The organism is Bradyrhizobium jicamae (genome assembly GCF_001440395.1).
Taxonomy (GTDB): domain Bacteria; phylum Pseudomonadota; class Alphaproteobacteria; order Rhizobiales; family Xanthobacteraceae; genus Bradyrhizobium; species Bradyrhizobium jicamae.
This window is the reverse complement of sequence record NZ_LLXZ01000231.1, coordinates 1-18,666: the sequence shown is the minus strand read 5'-3', so window position 1 is coordinate 18,666 and position 18,666 is coordinate 1. Positions and strand designations below refer to the sequence as shown.

Sequence of the window (18,666 nt, the reverse complement as noted above, 5' to 3'; positions counted from 1 at the left end):
GTGAGAACCGAAAGACGCGAAGGAGAGCGCGCCGCACAGTATCAAAACTTGCTCGGCCTTATGGGCGAGCCGCATGGCGATAGAGCTGCGGCCCCCGACGCCCTGATCAAGGCCATCCGCATGCGCTCAGTGATGAACTGCCATCGCCTAGCGGAGGCCTACCGCGAGACTTCCAAGGTCGCATACGTGTCCGAGCAGTTTCCCACCGAAGTCGTGTTCGCGGCGGGTGCGATGCCGTGGAACATCGAATCGATGGCGATCATGCTCGCCCAGTCGGTCGACGTGAACCGCATCTTCCAGCTGACGCAAGAGAAGGGGCTGTCACGCGACATCTGCTCGTTCCTGCGCGGACCACACGGCATGATGCTGGCCAATTGTTACCCGACGCCAGACGTCGTCCTCACCAACGACCAACCATGCGAGGGGCTCGCCAAGCAGATGTGCCTCGCCGGGAAGCGCTTTGACGTGCCGGTGATCGCGATGAACACCCCGGAATCGTTCGACGAGGATGCGATCGGCTACGTCGCTCGGCAGATCGAGCGTATGCGGGAGAGGATGGCGGCGGAGCTAGGACTCGAGGGGAGTTCCGAGTCCTTGCAGCGGGCGGTCGCGTTCTCAAACGATGCCCGCGAATACTACCGCAAGACGGTGGCGTTGCTCGAGACCCACAAGCTTCCCGGCATCTCGCGTGAGTTGCAGGAGATCTTCGGGATGAATTATTTCGGCGCGCGGGAGAACGTGACCCTGTGCAAGGCGCTGTACCAGGCCGCGGCCGAGCTCGCTAAGGCCGCACCAGGCGGCGGCAAGCGCGTTATATGGATCGGCCAGGTCCCGGAAGAAACACACGAGTTGCTGCGCCACATGAGCCGTGAGGTTGAGATCCTCTACTGGGCGCCGCTGTGGAACGCTAATCTTCGTAGCCTCGATGAGACCCGTTCGCTGCACAGCATCGCCGAGCGGGCGATTCTCTACCACTGGAATGCGGAGCGGATGTCGGTCGAGCTGGAGCGGATCTGCGATCGCTTCTCTGTGGAAGGCTTTGTGATCGTCAACGTGTGGGGGTGCCGTAACATCGCCGGCATCAGTCCGATGCTCAGGGACTTCGCCGCAAGGCGCAAGATTAAGCATATCACGATCAATGTCGACCTGGTCGACCGCAACAACTACGCGTTCAACCACGTTAAGAACCGGGTCGACGCTTTTCTCGAGTTGATGCAATAGGCAGGTAGAGGCGCAACAACATGATCACGGTAGGTATCGACGTCGGCTCGCTGTCGACGAAGTCCGCCCTCATGAACAATCGCCTGGAAGTGATCGCGTCGGACGTGGTGCTGACTGGAGGCACTAACCGCGCCGCAGCGGAGACGACCTACGAGCAGGTGCTCACCAAGGCCGGGCTCACGCGCGACGACGTCGGTTACGTTGTCACTACTGGGTACGGACGCGAGAACGTCACGTTCGCCAACAAGCACCTCTCAGAGATCACCTGCCATGGCTTCGGCATGCACCTCATCAATCCGGAGATCCGCACGATCCTCGAGATCGGCGGTCAGGACAGTAAAGCGATTCGGATCGACGAACACGGGAACGTCGAGAACTTCGCCATGAATGACAAGTGTGCGGCCGGCTGCGGCAGGTTCCTCGAGGTCACCGCGCGGGCGATGGGGGTCCCGCTCGACCAACTCGGCGAGGTGTCCGCGCACTCGCAGAACATCGTGCGCATCAGTAACACTTGCACGGTCTTTGCTGAGACCGAGGTCGTCTCCCTGGTCGCGGTCGGGACGCCCATTCCAGACATCGTGCGCGGCGTCCACAACTCAATCGCGGCGCGCGCGGCCTCGCTGCTGCGCACTGTGACGATCAGCGGCCGTGTCGGGATGAGTGGGGGGGTGGCGCTTAATTCCGGCGTCGTGCGGGCGCTCGCCGACGCGCTCAAGACCGACATTTACGTGGTGGACAATCCGCAGGTCAGGGGCGCTATCGGTGCGGCGTTCATCGGCCAACGCCAGGTGGCCTCGCGCGACGCCTAGCCCGTTATGGAGGCTCTCATGAACCTGGGCCGTTACCAGGCGATCGGCTGGCGCAACATCGGCAAGCTGCCGGAATGGGCCGCCCTCGACGGCGATCTGCGCGAGGCCATTCAGGTCGTCGCGCAGGTACTGCCGTTCCGTGTCAACCGTTACGTGGCCGAGAACCTAATCGATTGGTCCAAGGTCCCCGAAGACCCGATCTTCCGGTTGATCTTCCCGCAGCGCGAGATGCTCGACGCCGACGAGTTCAACGAGGTGAAGCAATGCCTGCGCGAGAATGACGGCGAAGCCCTAGCCAGGACCGTCCGCCGCATCAGGCTTGCGCTCAATCCGCATCCGGACGGGCAGCTCACCCACAACGTGCCGATCGTCGGAGGACGGCCCCTCTGGGGCCTGCAGCACAAGTACCGCGAGACCGTGCTGTTCTTTCCGCTTCAAGGGCAGACGTGTCATTCCTTCTGTACGTATTGCTTCCGCTGGGCGCAGTTCGTCGACATAGATAGCTTCAAGTTCGCGCGCAAGGATGCCACGGACCTAGTCGCCTATTTGAAGTTCCATCCCGAAGTGACCGACGTGCTTGTCACGGGCGGCGACCCCATGGTGATGCGCGCGCCCGTGCTGCGGAAGTACATCGAGCCGTTGCTTGATCCCGCACTCGAGCACGTGCAGACGATTCGTATCGGAACCAAGGCGGTCGCTTCGTGGCCGTATCGCTTCGTGTCGGACGACGATGCGGAAGACTGCCTGCGGCTGTTCGAGCAGGTCGTCGCCGCCGGGCGGCATCTCGCCATCATGGGGCACTACTCGCATGCCGCCGAACTCGCGCCAGAGATCGCCCACGAAGCCATCCGCCGCATCCGCGCCACGGGCGCGCAGATACGCATGCAGGCGCCGCTGATCCGCCATGTGAACGACGACCCGGGTGCGTGGGCAGGGCTGTGGCGATCGGGCGTGCGGCTCGGCCTTGTTCCCTATTACATGTTCGTCGAGCGGGACACCGGCGCGCGCAAGAATTTTGAGGTGCCGCTGGTGCGGGCGTTCGATATCCATCGGCAGGCGCAGGCGCGCGTCTCCGGCCTCGGTCGTACTGCCCAGGGCCCGGTAATGTCGGCGTTCCCCGGCAAGGTGCGCATTCTCGGCTCGTGCACGCTGCGCAGCTTGCTCGACGACTGCGCGGCCGCCGAACTGGCGGCACTGCCGGCGCGTGCCGGGGCCGCCGATCCGGACTCGCCGGTGCTGATCTGCGATTTTCTCCAGGCGCGCGATCCGGCCTTCGATCGCACACTCTTTGTTGCCGCGTGCGACCCGGACGCTACCTGGCTCGATCATTTGCGGCCCGTCGGGAGGCAAGATCGGTTCCCGTTCGACTGTTGGAGCGGCAACGGCCTGAACCAAAGGCTGGAGTCAGAGACGGAGTGTCTGCTGCATTGAGACGCGCGAAAAAGCGGCCCGGCAGGTGCTTGCGCGAGAGGAGCAGTGCCGCCATCGTGGGCGGCGCGCCGATATTCTGTGAGGAGCCAAACCAATGTCCTTCTCCAACGTCTATGACGATGCCGCGCGTGCTGAGGCGTACGCGCGGCTGAAGTTCCCCGGTACGTACTATCTCGCCTACCGCGATCTCCCGACCATAATCGCGGCCCATGTAAAGGGCTCTGCGGCGCTCGACTTTGGCTGCGGCGCCGGCCGTTCGACCCGCTTTCTCAAGAAGCTCAGGTTCGACACCGTCGGCATCGACATCTCGCCGAGCATGATCGAAGCTGCCAAGCAAGCTGATCCGGATGGAGACTATCGCCTGGTCGCCAACGGCGATTTCAGTGCGTTCGCGCCCGGATCGCTCGACCTCGTTCTTTCGGCTTTCGCATTCGACAATATTCCCGACCTTGCCAACCGGCGCGCCTTGCTGGAAGGCTTGAGACGTCTGCTGCGGCCGGCCGGCCGGATCATCATGCTCGGCTCGACGCCGGAAATATACAGCCGGGAATGGGCGTCGTTCACGACCGAGGCCTTTCCCGAAAACAGAGTGGCGAAAAGCGGCGAGGTGGTCCGTATCGTCATGACCGACGTCGGTGATCCGCGGCCGGTAGTCGACCTCGTCTGGTTTCATCAAGACTACCTGAACCTGTTTGAAGTCAGCGGGCTGGTCTTGCAAGCCGAGTACCGCCCGCTCGGACAAGCTGACGAGCCTTATTCCTGGGTCAGCGAGATGACGGTCGCGCCGTGGTTCATCTACGTACTGGAGCGAAGAGGCTTATCTTCCAGCGGTTAGGTTCCGCGCTGGGAGCCATCGTGTGACCACCCGCCAGTCGTAGCCGTGCATTGCGACCGCGCCGTAGTATCCGGCAGGGAGCTCTAAATGGACAACAAACCAGCCAGAGATGATCGGCGGCTCACCTACGGGCATCACGGGCCGCGGCGCCGGCGCAGAGGCTGGAACAGTGAAACAATCGAGCGGGAGCCCGAGGCCCTGTCCGGCAGCCTTCAAGACTGCTTCCTTCATGGTCCAGATACGAAAAAACTGGTCGGTCGGATCGATCGCGGTGCGTACGCGTTGCATCTCGTTCTCCGAGAAAAAACGCCCCGCTATCGCTGGCATTTCGGGAATGTGATGCGCAGCCTCGATGTCGACCCCGACTTGGTTGGGCGCTAGCGCGATCGCGACGATCTCGCCTGAATGGCTCACGTTGAAGTGGATATCCGATTGCTGCAGAAAGGGCTTGCCGTTCTCACCCAGATCAAAACGCAAGGCTTGCGGCTCGACACCCAAATGCCGCGACAAAACGTACCTCAAAGCGGCGCGACCGATAATGCTTCTGCGCCGGTCCTCATCACAATGAAAACGGAACACTCGATCCGCTTCGGCTGATGTCAGAAGAGTCAAGAGACGAGCAAGAACGGATGGAGTGACATCGATCGAGACGAAGAGAAGTTCCACTGCGTTTCGCGCAAGTCGCATGGTGACCTCGGAGCGGTTCTTCAATCCTGGAGTCGATCATCAAGAGAGGTTAAAAGGAACTCGCAGCTAACCAATCACGTTGCCGACATTTTCTTGTGCATCAATCCAGCCCTTTCAAGCCAGCAAAGAATCTCTACCTGACTTCGCGACCACGCGCGAGTCCTGGATGGAAGACGCCGGCGCCGCGATCCGGCGCTGTGCCATGGGCGGCGCGCGAGATGCGGCTACCGAAGCGTCGACGGGGCAGCGTAGCAGCACCTCCGACGACAACATCGCAACCATCCGGCAACTGGTTCGGATCGCCAGCGACGACCTGACTGCGGGCCTACTTAACCGCAACGGTCTCAAGACCGGCAACGGCAACCGTGGACCCACGGGCGCGTCACGACCACGCGATCTTATCATGGGATACCGCTCATGTGGCGCATCCGAGAAAGACCGGTGCTGCCAAGAGGGAGCGGCAAAAGCAAAAGAGAAGCGAGATCGCTGACGTCCTCAAGGCGATGGACGTTATGCAGGAGGACGCTTTGTAACGTTTTGCGACGATAGGCCGAATGGGGCGGGATGCGCCGGGATTTTGGCGTGAATGCAACATGTCAGGCCGGCCGGTTCTTTCTGCGCGACCTCTTCACCGAGGATCGCGGCGGCTATCTGAAAGCGGCGGCTATCTGGAAGATGTGGCGCTGCTCGATCTCTTGGTGACGGCAAGGCTTGGGAGGCGGATGGCCTGCGAGCGGCTGAGGGGTGGAAGTGGACGGAGCCCCATCTCGACTTCCCGCACGCCCACGGCATGCATCGCGCCTACCCGCATCCTGTCGAGCTTTCGGCGGAAGATCAGACCGCCCTTGATGTAGCTAAGAAAGAGTTCGACCGGCTGACCGAACAGCATCAAACGGCCGACGAACTGCCCGATGAGGTGGATGCGTGGTTCGGTGAACTGGAGAACCAAATCGAGCAGCTTGAAGCGAAACGGCAGGCCTACGATCCCGGGGATGTGGCGCACGGCGGTGCGTTCGTGATCCTCAATCATGACGGCACCATCAGGATCGAACGCGGTTTCATCCGCCCCGAGGACGACAAACCTCATGCCGAAGCTGGTCAGGAAGGCGACGCTCAGGCACCCGACGAGGAGAGTGAAGGAAACGATCAAGCCAGGCGCGATGGTGAAGGGGAGGAGGGAGAAAACGAGGAGGAAGACGAGGAACAGACGCTGTCTGACACGCTCGTTCGTGACCTCACCGCGCATCGCACCTTGGGGGCTGCGTCTCAATTTGAGTGAGCAGCCAGACGTCGCGATCATGGCGGTCACCCACGCGCTCGCCGCGAAAATCTTCTATGTCGGGGCCGATGCCCACGTGGTCGGCATCCAACCTGTGAAGACGGATTTGGCCACGCATGCGCGTCGGAATCGAGGACACTCCGGCCGGCAAGGCGTGGTCGGATCGCTACGCCAATTGGGCCAGGCAGATGCCCCGGGACGCGAGCGGGCTGTGGGATTTCGTGGCCGAACTCGATCACGACAGCCGCACGGCGCTGTTCGCGCATTGCACAGCGTTGACGGTCAATGCGGTCAAATTGCCATTTGACCTGCGGCCGCGCGCGTTGGCGGCCGCCAACCGTTTGGCCGGGACCGTCGCCCTCGATATGACCCGATACTGGCGGCCGACGGTGCGCAGTTAGCGCAACGTCAAACGATGCCAATTGCTGTTCGTCAGTTTGCCGAGCCTGCATCGCCCGGCGGCTCTTCTCCTCCGCCGCGACCAGATCGCTCTCTGTCCCACGGATCGCTTCCGCCAACTCGGCCTCGGCGAAATCGGGAATGATCTCCGTAAGCTCGCGAACTGAGGAGGCGGCGGCCTGGAGTTCCGCTGCGATGGTCGTCTGCGTTTGGGCTGCGGCGTTCAACTGTAGCTGAGCTTGATCCCGCATCCAGATGGCAGTGGCGTGCGGGCCTCCAGGCGTGAAAAAATCGTCGTTCAGCCGGTTGCGCCAATACCATTTCCGCTGCCTCAACCTCGCGATCTCTTCTGCGCTCGACGCCAGTTGCCCCTGACGTTCTTCGGCCGTCGCTCGGTCGACAGCGTCGTCGCCGAATACTCCAATGCCCAGCTCGGTCCTTGCCTGTTCCTCGGATTGGAGTTCCTCCATGAGCGAGCTCAGATCGCGCTTGGCGCCCCTCAGTTGTTCGAGGTGATTAGTGGTCGCTTCCGAGCGCTGCAAGGCGGACTGAACACGCACTTCCTGAGCCAGCACCAGAGGAGCCAACCTTGCTGCCGCATTCGCCGCCCTTTGCTGTAGTTCCCCTCTAGCGCAAGGGACCTTCGATCAGGCTCCGCGCGGCACGTGTTTTGGAATGCCACCCCGATGAAGTCGCCTTGTCGCCAGATGAGGCGACAAGGGTAGGTGGTGCGAAATTCATCGAAGGAAAGCGAGAACTCGGTCGGCAGAATCGTGAGTCCATTAAGCTGAATGCCAGCGCCTCTATTAGAGAGATCACGTACCAGGCAGGGCTCGGAGGTGATGTGTCGCGGAATTGAGAGAAAAACATCTCGCCGCACCGATTGCCTTTCAATCGACCGCCGGAAACAACTCTTTCCTTCCCATTGACGGGCCTTCTCTTGCAACTTCTTTAGCTCTCGGTACTCGCGCTTCAGACTCACGCTCTCCTCCGCTTTCTTGTTGGCGCTTCCACACCGGGACCGGAATGCAACAACCGCCGCGATGGTTACATTAGAGCGATCACCAGGTTGAGGAAATTCCGGACAACTACCGTTCGTGCATCCCAATTTGGGCGAGGACCAACTTAGAACAGCAAACGAAGTCATCTAGGCCGCCAGAATCACCTTGGCGGCGATTTGCCGGGTCCCCTTACACGACCTGCTACACGCTGCGGCGGGCTGGTGTCTGGGCCCGCATCATATATGCACTTGCCGCTGCCCATGACGCCGCTGTCTAGATGATCGATACCTCCAGTGTCCGCGTGCATCAGCACGGATCTTTGATGTGGTCATATCGCTCCAAGAAGTCGTCAGATCCGCGCTTATCCCGGTTATTCACGGGCCACACCGGAGGCGAGCCTCAAGAAGGACGGTGGATCAACTTTCTTCAGCCATTGACCAGCCGCGACTCAGGCTCTGCATTTGCCGGCGCAATCACGCGCTCAACGGGAGATGCCGATGCCAAGCGAACAACTGCAATGCTGCGCTATCTGCCCTCATCAAAACGACTGCCGCAGGGTCGGCGCCTGCGTTGACGACGTGAATGCGGAATATCTCGCGACAAGCCACGCCCGATTTTCCCGGCTAATGACGCCAGCGCAGGCCACGAGGTGCATGGATGCTCTGAAGAGCAAAACGACCTTGAGGCGAATATTCGGCTGCAGCAAGGAGAACGTGATTATTGTCACGCCTGGAAAATTCCGCAACCATTGCAAGGCGTATCCGGAATGGGGCGCTGAGGCCCTGCGGTTGGCAAAGGAGAACGAGAAGGCGGCCGGCATACGAACGACGACAGTCAATCTAAAATACGCACGGGAGCGCTCTGCCGAGAGCCGTCGCAACGCAGCGACTTGCGCCAACGGCCATGTTCGCACCTTGGAAAATACGTTCTACGTTCTAAATGAACGCAACTGCCTCGTGAGGCGATGCAGGGACTGCAACAAGAACGCCAAGCGCGCGCGTCTGCCGACAGAAGAGCAGGTGAGGGCAGTGGTGGTGGCGGTTCATCATGGTGCAACATTGACCGCAGCTGCATCCGCATCATCCCAACCAGCGCTGCGAAATTTCTTCAGAAAGAATCCGAAAATTGGGAATCGGATTTACACGCTCTCCCGAGCAAATCTTGCCGCACGCCTGAGAGAGGTCTGGCGGGCGAAGCGGCTTACGGCCGCGCCGTCATTGACGCAGAACAATGGAGAAGATGCCTACGAAGCCGTGCGGAGAGCGACGGCCCATTTGCACGAGCACGAGCGGGACGACGTCATGTCGAGAATGTTCATCGCAATCGGCGAAGGGTGGTTGAAGCTTTCCGAAGCATCGGTACGCGTCGGTGAATTCTTGCGAGATCAGCGTCGGCGGCCCCGAGTTTACGGAGACCAGCGTTTCAGTTTGGACAACCCCTTGGCCGACGGTAGCGGCATGACCTGGCTGGACACAAAGACCAATGCCGACCGGTTGTGGGGGTTAGGCACGGCGGAAGCGCCCAGAAAGGAGGGCGGATTTTAGATGGGACCGGAAGCGCTGATGAGCCCGATCACGATGGGGATGAGACCAGCGCAAATCCATAAAGCGTACACCGGAGCTCAGGCCGGCAATAAGGATCCAAAGACCAAAGCCGACGATGAAGGCCGAGATCGCATAGGCGGCCGCTTTTTCCATATTCGATCCAACAGCAAGGAGCAGGATCGACGTCTCTACGTTTCGGCGAGTCGAAGCGGCTCGAAAGGGCCTGGTAGGATCAATGGTCAAGCAGTCGATGGCCCTCGTTGGTGAGGGCAGGCCCGTCACCGCGAAGCTCAACCAATCCTAGCTCGGTTAGAGTGTTCAGGTCTTCTGCGTTTACGGGCGTCAGCTTCGTTCGCTTGGCTTTGATGTCGCGCAACGACCATCGAAGACGGATTGCTGTGTCCAAATCGAGAGCAGCCAATGGCGAGACCGATTGAATTTGTGCCGGCGGTTCGGCGGCGGCATCCTCTCCCGGCGTGGGCGCGGTTTTGGAAGGCTCGGCTGGTGTGTGCCAGCGCGCTCTCACGGCCGATGCAATTTCTTCCAGTCTGTCCTTTGTGCTCACATCTCACCTTCATCAACAGCCGGCGGATAGTTTGAGAGCAATGGCCTTATCACGTCCTGTCTTATTTGGGTCGGCGACCGCGTGGCGCGAAACTGGGGGGCTTTAATCGGTCGGCAGCGTTCCGCAGTTTACTAGCTTCTTTAAAAGCTTCAGAGCGAGCCGCGCCCGGAGGTAGGCTGCGGGCGTACTTGAGTGACGCGTCGGCTGCCGCGTCTGCCTCCTCAAAGTCGTCCCGATCGTTCACTTTTTTACCTTCAATCCCAGTTCTACCAGCCGGCGGATGGCTTCGGAGCGGACCGGGGCGTCTTCCTGCTGACGAGCCCATTTGTCCACGGCCTCCGCTGTAGCAGGGGGAAGCCGCACGGCGCTGACCGGATAGGAGCCGCCCTTCTTCTTGGGTCGGCCCACCGGATTTTTGTTTACAGAAATTGACTTCTTCATAATTTCAGTTTACAGAAATTGCAAGCCGAGGGGAAGCGCGAACTTCCGCCCCGGCTCTAACCCCAGCCAAGGAGTGATCCATGCCCAAGGCCATCCGAACAAATAGCACGCCGCAACGTCGCTCGTCTCAAAATACCCAAGGCTACTCAACGGCTGCAGTTGCATCGGATCCAGTTGTCGGGCTGTCGCGCCATCTTCTGGTTCTAGTTGATGCCGACGACGGCGCGGAGCTGGAATATCGCGACAAGTCTATGGAAGACCCGAGCCGCAATGCTGCGCGTCAGTTCGGAGAGTGGCGCACCGCAGTTGAGAGGATGATTAGCTTCTCTGAGGCGAGCAGCCTCGACGGTGCGCTCGTGCAATTGGCACTCACCTTAGATTTGCTGGACGATATAGACTCGCTGGTCCCTGATGAAGTTGCAGGGTTCGTACCTAAGCGTCTCGAGATCGAGCGGCTCGTCCGGTCGGCGATGCGAGCTGTGCGCAAGGGGCGGACAACGGAGCCGACCGTCCAATCGCTCGTTGAGTATTGCTCGGGAAGCGGTTCCCTTTGGATCGATCGCGTTGAGGCTTGGGCAACTGAGGGGCGCATGCAGCGCGAACGCGGGGATTAGCGCCGATCAATGCACCGATCGAGGTTGCGACTGAGATAGGGCCCGGCCTAAGCGCTGGGCCTTTTTCATTCATTAGGCTGGCTTTGACGGCGTAGCGGGAGGGGGGACCGCCGGTCACGCAGGGACTCATTGCTCGTTGTCATCGTTCCCAACCGCGACGCCAACCGCCGTGACCGTCGCCCCAACTGTAACCGGGACCCCAATAACGTGGACCGTAGTCGTGGCGGCGAGGCCAGTCATCGCCGTCAAATCGATATCGACAGTACCTATGCCGACGATAGTCATTCGGCTGCCACCAGAAACGTCCCCAGGGGTTGCAGACCCAGCCGACCTGTTCCACGCTTGACGTCGGCGCCACGGATGGCGCGATCGGCGTGGCGTTGGCGCCGGTCGCGGCAAACAGGATGATAATCGCGCCGACCGCTAGGCCCAGCGTGGCGGCAATGGACAATGCAAACGTCCAGTCGGTCCGCGCCATAGGTTGATCGTTGCTCTCGTTCGAGGCCCTGCGTTGATCTGGATCAAACGGAAATCACGTACCATTCGTAAGCGTGAAGAGACCATTCCGGGGGTGACCGGCGGTGGCAAGGCCCGGCGTGTGCCGTCCGGAAAGCGTCGCGCGCCGGGCCAGCCGCCGCGGAGCTGAACGGTGAAGCCCGGCCTCATCCTTCTGTTTGCCATTGCCAACCTGATCGCAGGCGGGTGTCTGACCGGCCGCATGGCACCGGATCAGCACGTCCAGGCGATCATCGTCGCGATTGACCAGTACGCCGAGAAGGCGCTGGGCAACCGCGAATACTTTCTCAACAAGCCCTACGGTGGATGTACGGCGAGCCGCCCGGTGATCGTCCGGGCGGCTCTTGTCGCAATTGCCGGTTCGTGACCGATCCAATTGCGTGATCTAGCCCGGCTGCTCAAAGAGCGCGACGGCAAGCAGACCGTTGATTTGGATCAACGGTACCGGTCTGAGCGGGCCGACCGTTGCCCGATGGCCGGGATCGACTGGGTACACGTAGTGGGCCTCGCCACGCTGATTCTTGCGGTCAGCGTGATCGGCATCATGCTGTTTGCGATGTGACCAGTAATACTACGGTGCTAAAAACAGATGGGCTCTAACCACCTTGTTTGGGGGGTCCATAATCTGAGCTTTTGTACTATTCGGAAGGGGTGAAGGACCGAATTGTAATTGCTGTAGCAGTTGCTTTGAGCATGCTTTCTGTTGCTCTGCTGGCAATGGCTCTTTTCTCGCATTGATGCCACCTCGCGCGAAGGCTTAGCGCTGGCTCACCCTCCAGCAGATTAGGCCTAAGCCGGCAGCGAGACGGGAGGTCGTCCCAGTAGAAGTAAGGGTAGGGAATCGGACCTCGCACACGGATTTGCCGCTTTATCCCGGCATAATGGTTCGGCGCTCGAAAGAGCGCGTCTTAAGGGACGGCTCTGGCGCCATTAGCCCCGCGCCAGAGCCGTTTCAGTCGATGCTGCTGAACCAGGTCTCGGGCGGAAAGGTAGTATCGTCAGATCTTCCGCCGCGACAAACCGGCCGTTTCTGGTCGATTCATCGTGGCGCGGGGAGTGGTCGCATGGACGGTTCGAGGTGCGCACCGCTGTGGCCGAGAAAGTATCGGCTGGAGGGACGGTGTCCGGGCTCAGGCATCATCACCAGGACTAGGCATAGTTCCGCTTTCCGCCTGTCCTCCCTCCCTCCACGGGACGCACGTCGGGGCAGCGGAGCCCAGACTTGAGAACACCAACTTCCCGTTCGGTATAGCCACGCTGCCCTTTACGGGGGCCAGCCATTCTCCCTTCCCAATGCCTGGGATCGCGGGGTTCTGCCGGATTAAACCGGCGGCGTGATTGTCGCTTCGGCATGGCAGCCTAGGCGCGGTCGGAAAGTCCGAGTTGAGGAGTCACCTTCCGGCATCAGAATGAGGCGTGCCGAATTCCCGGAGAAAAATCCCGCCGAACGTGTCGCCCCGATATGCTCGCCTCGGGGCGGGACTATTCGATCCAAGTGATCGACAACCTGCCGGTGGAAGGCGCCGGCACCGTGCTGTCGTTTATCGGCGGCCGAGCGGCCGGTGACGGGGAAAGTCAGGATCAAACTCGTCGCTGGCGACGGTTGACCGGAACGATGTGTTGAGGCGGGACCACCGAGCACCACAACATGGCGCCACGGCCGACCGAACGCGTGATTGTTCGGTCAGCGCTGCGGCGCTGACGATTCTGCTCCTCTGTTGAGCTGGCGCTTTTGTTGAGACGTCAGGGACGCCTTCCATGCGATCCAAGCGGCCTTGGCGGCCTTTCCAAGTTCATCTCGAGGAAAGCGGGTGTTGGCGAACTGCGTGGGTTTACGCTTTTCCGCGCGCCCCCATTTCATGTTGGGCCCGCTCATCGCAGCACCGCACTTGTCAGAAGCGGTACGGTAGCGTATCTTGTCGAAGCTGCAGCATCCCAGACGAACGAATAGCGCCCTGCCGTTCCCGCGGCGGGGCGTCGTCTTTTATCGGGTGGATCATCTCCAGCGTCGTCAATGGCTTGGGCGAACGGGCCTGGCGCATCGGCATGGCGCGCACGCTCAGGTTTGGGGCGCGCGTCTGAAACGCATTGAAGATCAATGGGGGCTGACTTCCCCAAACTTGTCGCTAAACTATTGATCTGTTGCGCTTCCCGCAGTTCCCTAGGGAGCGCGACCGCGGCGTGAACGCCTTGAGGTCTGATTTCCGGACAGCATGCATCCGGTTCTGAAGAACCGGCGAGTAGAAATTCCGCAGGTGAACTTGAGAAACGTAATGGTCCAATGGCATGGCGGCGCCGTCGCGAATCGGTTTTCGTCCATTTTAGCGCGAATGGCGTATTACCCGTCATACGATACGGATTTCGAGAAGCCCGCCTACGTCAGGATTTGGCGGGCGGCTTGCCCTTGGCGATGGCAGCTTCCAAGCGCTTCATATAGTCGCGGAAGTTGCCGATGTACCATTTGTACCGGCTGGCGTGGTAGCCCTCCTTGATCCAGCGCTCGGCATCCCATCCACAGAAGCACAACTCCGAAACTCCGAAGACGAATTCGAGCGTGTCGGTGAAGAACGACGCCAAGCTATAAAGATCCTCCGATGCCATGTTGATTGGCGTTCCGTGAACGAAGAAGTTCCGCGCCCGCACGCTGTGCGCGATGGCCTCGGGCATCCCAGAGCCGCGTTGTGATGCAAGAGGGCACCGATGACCAGCGCTGCAAGACCTTGCCCCGGAGGTTAAGGCCGCGCATGAGACCGAGATTGTTCAGCAAGCGTTCGCGATACTCGTTTACGGCGGCGCTGCTCTCGGCCTTCTCCTTGATCTCCTTTTCGAGCCCGGCGAGCAAAGATCCGACTTCCGGCGGCAACGCGCCCTGGTTGACAAAGTCCGTCGCCGCCAAAACATCGAAGGCATTGGCGGCGCCGACGAACCTATCGGTGTTGAAGCTGCGGGCGCGACGGAAGTTGTCGATGAACCGTCGTCGCGCCGCGCTACGCTCTGCCGTGCTGTTCATCCAGGCAATGAGCACGCGGGTAAATTCTTCCTCGTGGAGGCCGCCATTGACCAACGCGTCGCTCGGCATGAGGTCCTCGACCTCTTTACGCTCCTCGCTCATTGCGAAGAAGTCGAGTTGCGTGCCTTCGGTGAGGCCGGTATGCCGCAGCCGAATATCGGTAACTTTTTCCGGCCTTGCGCCAGGAGCTCCATCAGAACCATGAGCAGATGCCGAACGCGCAAGGCTTCGCTGAGAATGAGCGGTTGGCTGAATTGAAGCGTTACCCGGGTGCGGTTTTCGACATCGAGGCCGTCGGGGGAGGGACTGCGTTTGCGCGTCGCATTCCAGGCCGTGATCGTTCCGAGGGTGCAGGCCGCTTCGATAATCGGGCCACGGTCCCAGCGATAGTAAAGATCAAGATGGCCGCCGCGCCGACGATGTTTGGACCGATTGCGCACGCCATGCAACAGCGCGCGCCTTTGTCCGAACGTAAGCTTTTGCTCTGACCGAATGTGTCCGAACGAACCCCTATCAAACGGGCCGAGCGACATCCCGAGAATTGGCTATTCCAGGAGTTCTCACAGAACTCCCAGCCGAGTTCGGGATTGAACGGCCGCGCCCGGAGCGGCCCGACTACGGCACCTCCCTGAGACCCGAGATGTTGATGTGGAGACGCCATCGGAAGTAACCTAGCACCGAGCAGGCCTTGCTCAAGACCATGAAGTTCAGATCGCAAGCCGCCACGCCATCGGCCAGCACTTGGCTCTGCCAGAAATGGTCGTCGATGCTTTGGTTGTCCGGCTGCAACAAATTCTCGAAGTTGGGCGTCGCGATGGTCAAGGCTTGGCGCAGGACAAGCTCAAAGGGGGAAAGGACATCAGCGTGTTCCTGCGCGATCCCATAAAACACGACGATATGCTCACCTCTCAAGGCCAGGGCATTTCCACGGATGCGCAGATGGACGCCAGGCGTAACGGCCAGATCGAGATGGCCGTCATTGCTCCCGAGCGGCCCGCCATCGCGCGCGGCCAGGACGTAGAGATGCTCACTGTCGACGCGTACGGGCGCGTCTGGCGAGAGACTGACATTCGGATACCGTGACAGCAGTGTCTCTGCGTCGACAATGATGAGAACGGCAACGTGAGGCTCGGAGCGCTGTCTCTTCGTTGAGGGTCTGGCCATTGCTGTTTCCCTTCCTCCCGACCGTGGGATGCTCGGCAACCGCGGAGCTTGCCAAGTGCTTGAGGGCCGGCCGAACTGGATGGTGCTGACGGTGGATTGGTCTCATTCGAGAGCGACGCGAAAAAGCGACAGCTGGTCGAGAAGGCCGATCCGCCAGGGACGATGGGTGAGGTCGGCACGCGTCCGGACCGCAAGCTCCGCACCTACCATTTCATGCTACCCTCGGAGTCGACGGTGGTTGGGATCATGGCCGTTGCGCCGTCGCACGGTTCCTTCGGTGCCTTGATGATCATCCGCATCAATTGTGGATGCTGATGAACGGATCCCACGAGAAGTATCCCAGCGCGCTGCAATTGCGATCGACGACCATGAAGTTGAAATGGTAGGTGACTCGTCCGATAGCCAAAGTTTCCGAGGACCAATAGTAATTGGCGATCTTCTGACATGTCGGCACGGATGGATTGCTAGGATTGGGATGCGCGAACGAGGCCTCCGCCTTCCGCGGGGTCGGCGTCGAAATCAGCTCGTTCCCTACGTTTCCGATAAAGCGGTAGAAGATCACTGACTTCTCGAATCCAAGGGAGAGGCTGGTCTCGCGCCAACGAATCAAATCCCCGACCTGGGCCTTCAGGTCGAGCTCGCCGCCCGCTTGTCCATTGATCACGTTGTCCTGATTGGTGATCATGTAGACATAGCGGAAATCAATGAGAGTGGGGCTGTCCGGTCTTCTGCTCGGATTCGCGTACTTCTGAAGAATGGATTCCGTATCAAAGGCAACAAGAACGTCTGTGACTCTGGACATGATGCTTCTCCATTGCAAACAAGAATCGCCGAGCTCAACCCATCGCCGTAGACCATTGCGATGGTTGATAACGCCGTTCGTCGAATTGCGCTGCTTCGACCGGTCCATCAGGACGTGGCTGCGGCCGCCGAGTAGGCCTGAGCTTCCGTGAGCGGTCCATTCGCGTGATCATAGGATGATTTCTCCTCAGGCCGCGCGCGTTGCAGGAGACCTGCATTTGCCGTGCCAAAGGAGAGGGAATCACTTGGAGAGCGACAGGATGGCGCTTTAGCTGCCATGTCGCATATCTGAAATCGGCCAATGCGGACCGCGATAATTTCCCGAGAGCAATCAGCCACTCGCCCGACAACTGTTTCCTCTTTCCCACACTCGACGGGGGCTCGTTCACCACAGGCACTATGCAACACGGGCAGAAGCCTCACGATATCGAGGGCGTCATCACTCCCCATCTCGATTCTGGAGTGCTCAGCCGTGGGAGGACTGTAACCAGTGGCTCTGAGGAGGCTAGTGTGCCGTATGGATGACAGCTTTCGGTCTTCGTGTTTATCAACTCCGTCGTGTGGGCACGCATACCACCCCCTCGAGAATGCTGTTAGGCCGATCGCCGTCACGCGCAAGATGTTCATGCTGTCGCGTTCATGCGTGTCGGACTTAAGACGTTTGGCGGCAAGCTGCCATGAACAGGCCGCGATTTCACGGTCGCGTCACGAAGAAACTGGTTTCGCTCTCGACGCGCGGCTCGCAAAGCGTGGCACGCCAATTGCTTCGCCTACGACACCGCGTCGCGGGGCTTAGTAATGTGGTCCTCCCACGACCTGGGATGCGGTCCAAGCCCGAAGAGAGGAGATGCGGATGGCACCCAGCAGGCAAGTATATAGATGGGCACGCTGAGTCGGCTGCTCGCAACGACCCGCAAGCCCAACCCTGATCGCAAAAAAGCGACGGCTAGGCGCGCCATGCTGCGGCGCAGCTTTGGCACCGGAGACCTCCATGACAAGCTCGTCTGATATCGTGCGGCAGCTTCGAGCTGGTCCGGGCACCGCTTCGCTACCGAAGTGGGGCTCGGTTTTCGCCCTCGGCGTAGTTTATCTGATCACTGGCTTCGTGGCGCTCGGTAGCGTTGCGCTCGCGACGGTGGCGAGTGTGCTGCTTGTTGGCGTGATGATGATCGTCGCCGGCGTTGCCGAAATGATTAATGCTTTCCAGGTTAAGACCTGGGGCAAGTTCTTGCTATGCGCTCTTTTGGGTGCGCTCTACATCGTCGCGGGGCTTGTGACATTTGATAATCCTACGCTCGCCGCTGTGCTGCTTACGCTGGCCCTCGGCGTATCGCTGGTCGCCGCCAGCATCATGCGCCTGATCCTGGCGTTCAGCATGAAGCGCGCAACGCCCCGGTTCTGGCTGGCGATATCCGGCGTGGTTACTCTGCTGGTTGGATCGTTGATCTTAGCAAGTTGGCCGATAAACAGTGTTTATATTCTGGGCCTGTTTCTCGGCGTCGATCTAATCGTGGCGGGCGCGAGCTGGATCGGAATCAGCTTCGGCCTACGCCACAGTCCCATCGTGAAGGCACGATCGTCGACGTAGTTGCCGGGCACCCTTGGTTTCGAAGGAGAAAGACACGCAGGGAAAACACAACAACAACTTGGAGCGTGCGCGCCCTCGCTAAGGAGACCGAGATTGCCAAGAGCACCGTTCATCGCCTGTTTCAACTCTTCGGTCTGCAACCTCACCGCACCCGTAGCTTTAGGCTTTCGACTGATCCCTTCTTCGTCGAGAAGCTGCGCGACGTGGTCGGGCTTTATCTCAATCCACCCGACAAGGCCGTGGTGCTTTGTGTCGACGAGAAGAGCCAAATCCAGGCCCTCGAACAACCCAGCCCATGCTTCCCACGGGGTTCGGCTACATTGAAGGCGTCACCCACAACTACCAGCGCCACGGCACAACCACGCTGTTCGCCGCCCTCAATGTGCTCGACGGCGTGGTCATCGCCCAATGCAAACCCCGCCATCGCCATCGGGAGTTCCTCGCCTTTTTGCGTCACATCGAGGCCAACGTGCCAGCCCAGCTCGACGTCCATCTCGTCGTCGTACGGAGACACTTCCGAACAGTTTCACCATGATCATGACTCCTGCATTCTGCACATCATTGTGATTTTCGGTCGGCTTGTTCACGAAAGCGCTTCTTTGCCGGCTCCCATAGCCGCATCTTGCTTGGTCTTCGAGAGAGAAAACAACAGCGCCGCGAGCGCGGCGATGAAGCCGATGCCGAAAATCAGTCCATGTCTGTAGCTAGCACTACTGAGTCAAGCGGTCGCAGTCCTTGAGGCCGTGAATCAAGTATTTGAT

Annotated in this window: 21 protein-coding genes and 2 pseudogenes; 14 read left to right on the top strand and 9 right to left on the bottom strand. The window is 60.1% G+C overall.

The features are described from left to right. From CQ12_RS40860 to CQ12_RS40845, 4 genes are all read left to right on the top strand, one after another. The gene (locus CQ12_RS40860; protein WP_245310363.1) at positions 1 to 1,221 is read left to right on the top strand and encodes a 2-hydroxyacyl-CoA dehydratase family protein; all 1,221 of its coding nucleotides are present in this window, start codon (positions 1 to 3) and stop codon (positions 1,219 to 1,221) included. A 20-nt stretch (positions 1,222 to 1,241) separates the two neighbouring features. Then, positions 1,242 to 2,030 (top strand): acyl-CoA dehydratase activase, encoded by a 789-nt coding sequence (locus CQ12_RS40855; protein ID WP_057840883.1) that lies wholly within the window; start codon positions 1,242 to 1,244, stop codon positions 2,028 to 2,030. A gap of 18 nt (positions 2,031 to 2,048) precedes the next feature. Next, positions 2,049 to 3,461 carry a KamA family radical SAM protein gene (locus CQ12_RS40850; RefSeq protein WP_198164404.1) on the top strand — a complete coding sequence of 471 codons (1,413 nt, stop codon included), beginning with the start codon at positions 2,049 to 2,051 and terminating at the stop codon, positions 3,459 to 3,461. Between the two features lie 94 nt (positions 3,462 to 3,555). Further along, a complete protein-coding gene (locus tag CQ12_RS40845) occupies positions 3,556 to 4,296 on the top strand; it encodes a class I SAM-dependent methyltransferase (protein ID WP_057840882.1) in 741 nt (246 codons plus the stop codon). Here the strand turns inward: CQ12_RS40845 and CQ12_RS40840 are convergent. After that, a complete protein-coding gene (locus CQ12_RS40840; protein WP_198164403.1) occupies positions 4,279 to 4,962 on the bottom strand; it encodes a 4'-phosphopantetheinyl transferase family protein in 684 nt (227 codons plus the stop codon). The genes CQ12_RS40845 and CQ12_RS40840 overlap by 18 nt on opposite strands. Before the next feature lie 187 nt (positions 4,963 to 5,149). Here CQ12_RS40840 and CQ12_RS45585 point away from each other — a divergent pair, with 187 nt between their 5' ends. The 5 genes and pseudogenes from CQ12_RS45585 (at position 5,150) to CQ12_RS40825 (ending at position 9,206) form a co-directional block, all read left to right on the top strand. After that, the gene (locus tag CQ12_RS45585) at positions 5,150 to 5,473 is read left to right on the top strand and encodes a hypothetical protein (RefSeq protein WP_198164402.1); all 324 of its coding nucleotides are present in this window, start codon (positions 5,150 to 5,152) and stop codon (positions 5,471 to 5,473) included. A gap of 300 nt (positions 5,474 to 5,773) precedes the next feature. Next, a complete protein-coding gene (locus CQ12_RS47160; protein WP_245310362.1) occupies positions 5,774 to 6,262 on the top strand; it encodes a hypothetical protein in 489 nt (162 codons plus the stop codon). 116 nt (positions 6,263 to 6,378) lie between these two features. Next, on the top strand, positions 6,379 to 6,663 hold the full coding sequence (locus CQ12_RS47155) for a hypothetical protein (RefSeq protein WP_245310361.1): 285 nt from the start codon (positions 6,379 to 6,381) through the stop codon (positions 6,661 to 6,663). A 1,159-nt stretch (positions 6,664 to 7,822) separates the two neighbouring features. Beyond that, positions 7,823 to 7,936 (top strand): annotated as a pseudogene (locus CQ12_RS44785) (IS5/IS1182 family transposase); the annotation flags it as partial. Between the two features lie 223 nt (positions 7,937 to 8,159). Beyond that, entirely contained in the window at positions 8,160 to 9,206 is a 1,047-nt protein-coding gene (locus tag CQ12_RS40825) for a hypothetical protein (RefSeq protein ID WP_157088801.1), read from the top strand. Positions 9,207 to 9,438: 232 nt separating this feature from the next. Here the strand turns inward: CQ12_RS40825 and CQ12_RS47530 are convergent, their stop codons facing one another. Both CQ12_RS47530 and CQ12_RS40820 read right to left on the bottom strand, forming a co-directional pair. Further along, entirely contained in the window at positions 9,439 to 9,771 is a 333-nt protein-coding gene (locus CQ12_RS47530) for a hypothetical protein (protein WP_347337462.1), read from the bottom strand. 240 nt (positions 9,772 to 10,011) lie between these two features. After that, entirely contained in the window at positions 10,012 to 10,212 is a 201-nt protein-coding gene (locus CQ12_RS40820) for a hypothetical protein (RefSeq protein WP_057840878.1), read from the bottom strand. An 80-nt stretch (positions 10,213 to 10,292) separates the two neighbouring features. Here CQ12_RS40820 and CQ12_RS40815 point away from each other — a divergent pair, with 80 nt between their 5' ends. The 3 genes from CQ12_RS40815 (at position 10,293) to CQ12_RS40805 (ending at position 11,904) form a co-directional block, all read left to right on the top strand. Then, on the top strand, positions 10,293 to 10,826 hold the full coding sequence (locus CQ12_RS40815) for a hypothetical protein (protein ID WP_057840877.1): 534 nt from the start codon (positions 10,293 to 10,295) through the stop codon (positions 10,824 to 10,826). A 679-nt stretch (positions 10,827 to 11,505) separates the two neighbouring features. Continuing rightward, the gene (locus CQ12_RS40810; protein ID WP_063799905.1) at positions 11,506 to 11,709 is read left to right on the top strand and encodes a hypothetical protein; all 204 of its coding nucleotides are present in this window, start codon (positions 11,506 to 11,508) and stop codon (positions 11,707 to 11,709) included. Between the two features lie 9 nt (positions 11,710 to 11,718). Next, positions 11,719 to 11,904 (top strand): hypothetical protein, encoded by a 186-nt coding sequence (locus CQ12_RS40805; protein WP_057840875.1) that lies wholly within the window; start codon positions 11,719 to 11,721, stop codon positions 11,902 to 11,904. 1,330 nt (positions 11,905 to 13,234) lie between these two features. Here CQ12_RS40805 and CQ12_RS40800 read toward each other — a convergent pair. From CQ12_RS40800 to CQ12_RS40770, 6 genes are all read right to left on the bottom strand, one after another. Continuing rightward, the gene (locus CQ12_RS40800) at positions 13,235 to 13,441 is read right to left on the bottom strand and encodes a hypothetical protein (protein WP_057840874.1); all 207 of its coding nucleotides are present in this window, start codon (positions 13,439 to 13,441) and stop codon (positions 13,235 to 13,237) included. Between the two features lie 280 nt (positions 13,442 to 13,721). After that, positions 13,722 to 13,919, bottom strand: coding sequence for a hypothetical protein (locus tag CQ12_RS40795; RefSeq protein WP_057840873.1), 198 nt, complete (start codon positions 13,917 to 13,919; stop codon positions 13,722 to 13,724). A gap of 1 nt (position 13,920) precedes the next feature. Continuing rightward, positions 13,921 to 14,454: a hypothetical protein gene (locus tag CQ12_RS40790; RefSeq protein WP_057840872.1), complete on the bottom strand. Its 534-nt coding sequence runs from the start codon at positions 14,452 to 14,454 to the stop codon at positions 13,921 to 13,923. Beyond that, complete coding sequence (locus tag CQ12_RS40785; RefSeq protein ID WP_057840871.1) at positions 14,451 to 14,885, bottom strand: hypothetical protein; 435 nt, start codon at positions 14,883 to 14,885, stop codon at positions 14,451 to 14,453. Before CQ12_RS40785 ends, CQ12_RS40790 begins: the two co-directional genes overlap by 4 nt. Positions 14,886 to 14,967: 82 nt before the next feature. After that, positions 14,968 to 15,516, bottom strand: coding sequence for an AidA/PixA family protein (locus tag CQ12_RS40780; RefSeq protein WP_057840870.1), 549 nt, complete (start codon positions 15,514 to 15,516; stop codon positions 14,968 to 14,970). A gap of 298 nt (positions 15,517 to 15,814) precedes the next feature. Beyond that, the gene (locus tag CQ12_RS40770; RefSeq protein WP_057840868.1) at positions 15,815 to 16,318 is read right to left on the bottom strand and encodes an inclusion body family protein; all 504 of its coding nucleotides are present in this window, start codon (positions 16,316 to 16,318) and stop codon (positions 15,815 to 15,817) included. 990 nt (positions 16,319 to 17,308) lie between these two features. Here CQ12_RS40770 and CQ12_RS40765 point away from each other — a divergent pair. Further along, a complete protein-coding gene (locus CQ12_RS40765; protein ID WP_057840867.1) occupies positions 17,309 to 17,905 on the top strand; it encodes an HdeD family acid-resistance protein in 597 nt (198 codons plus the stop codon). 53 nt (positions 17,906 to 17,958) lie between these two features. Then, a pseudogene (locus tag CQ12_RS43205) lies at positions 17,959 to 18,407 on the top strand (IS630 family transposase); the annotation flags it as partial. Positions 18,408 to 18,666: the final 259 nt, after the last annotated feature.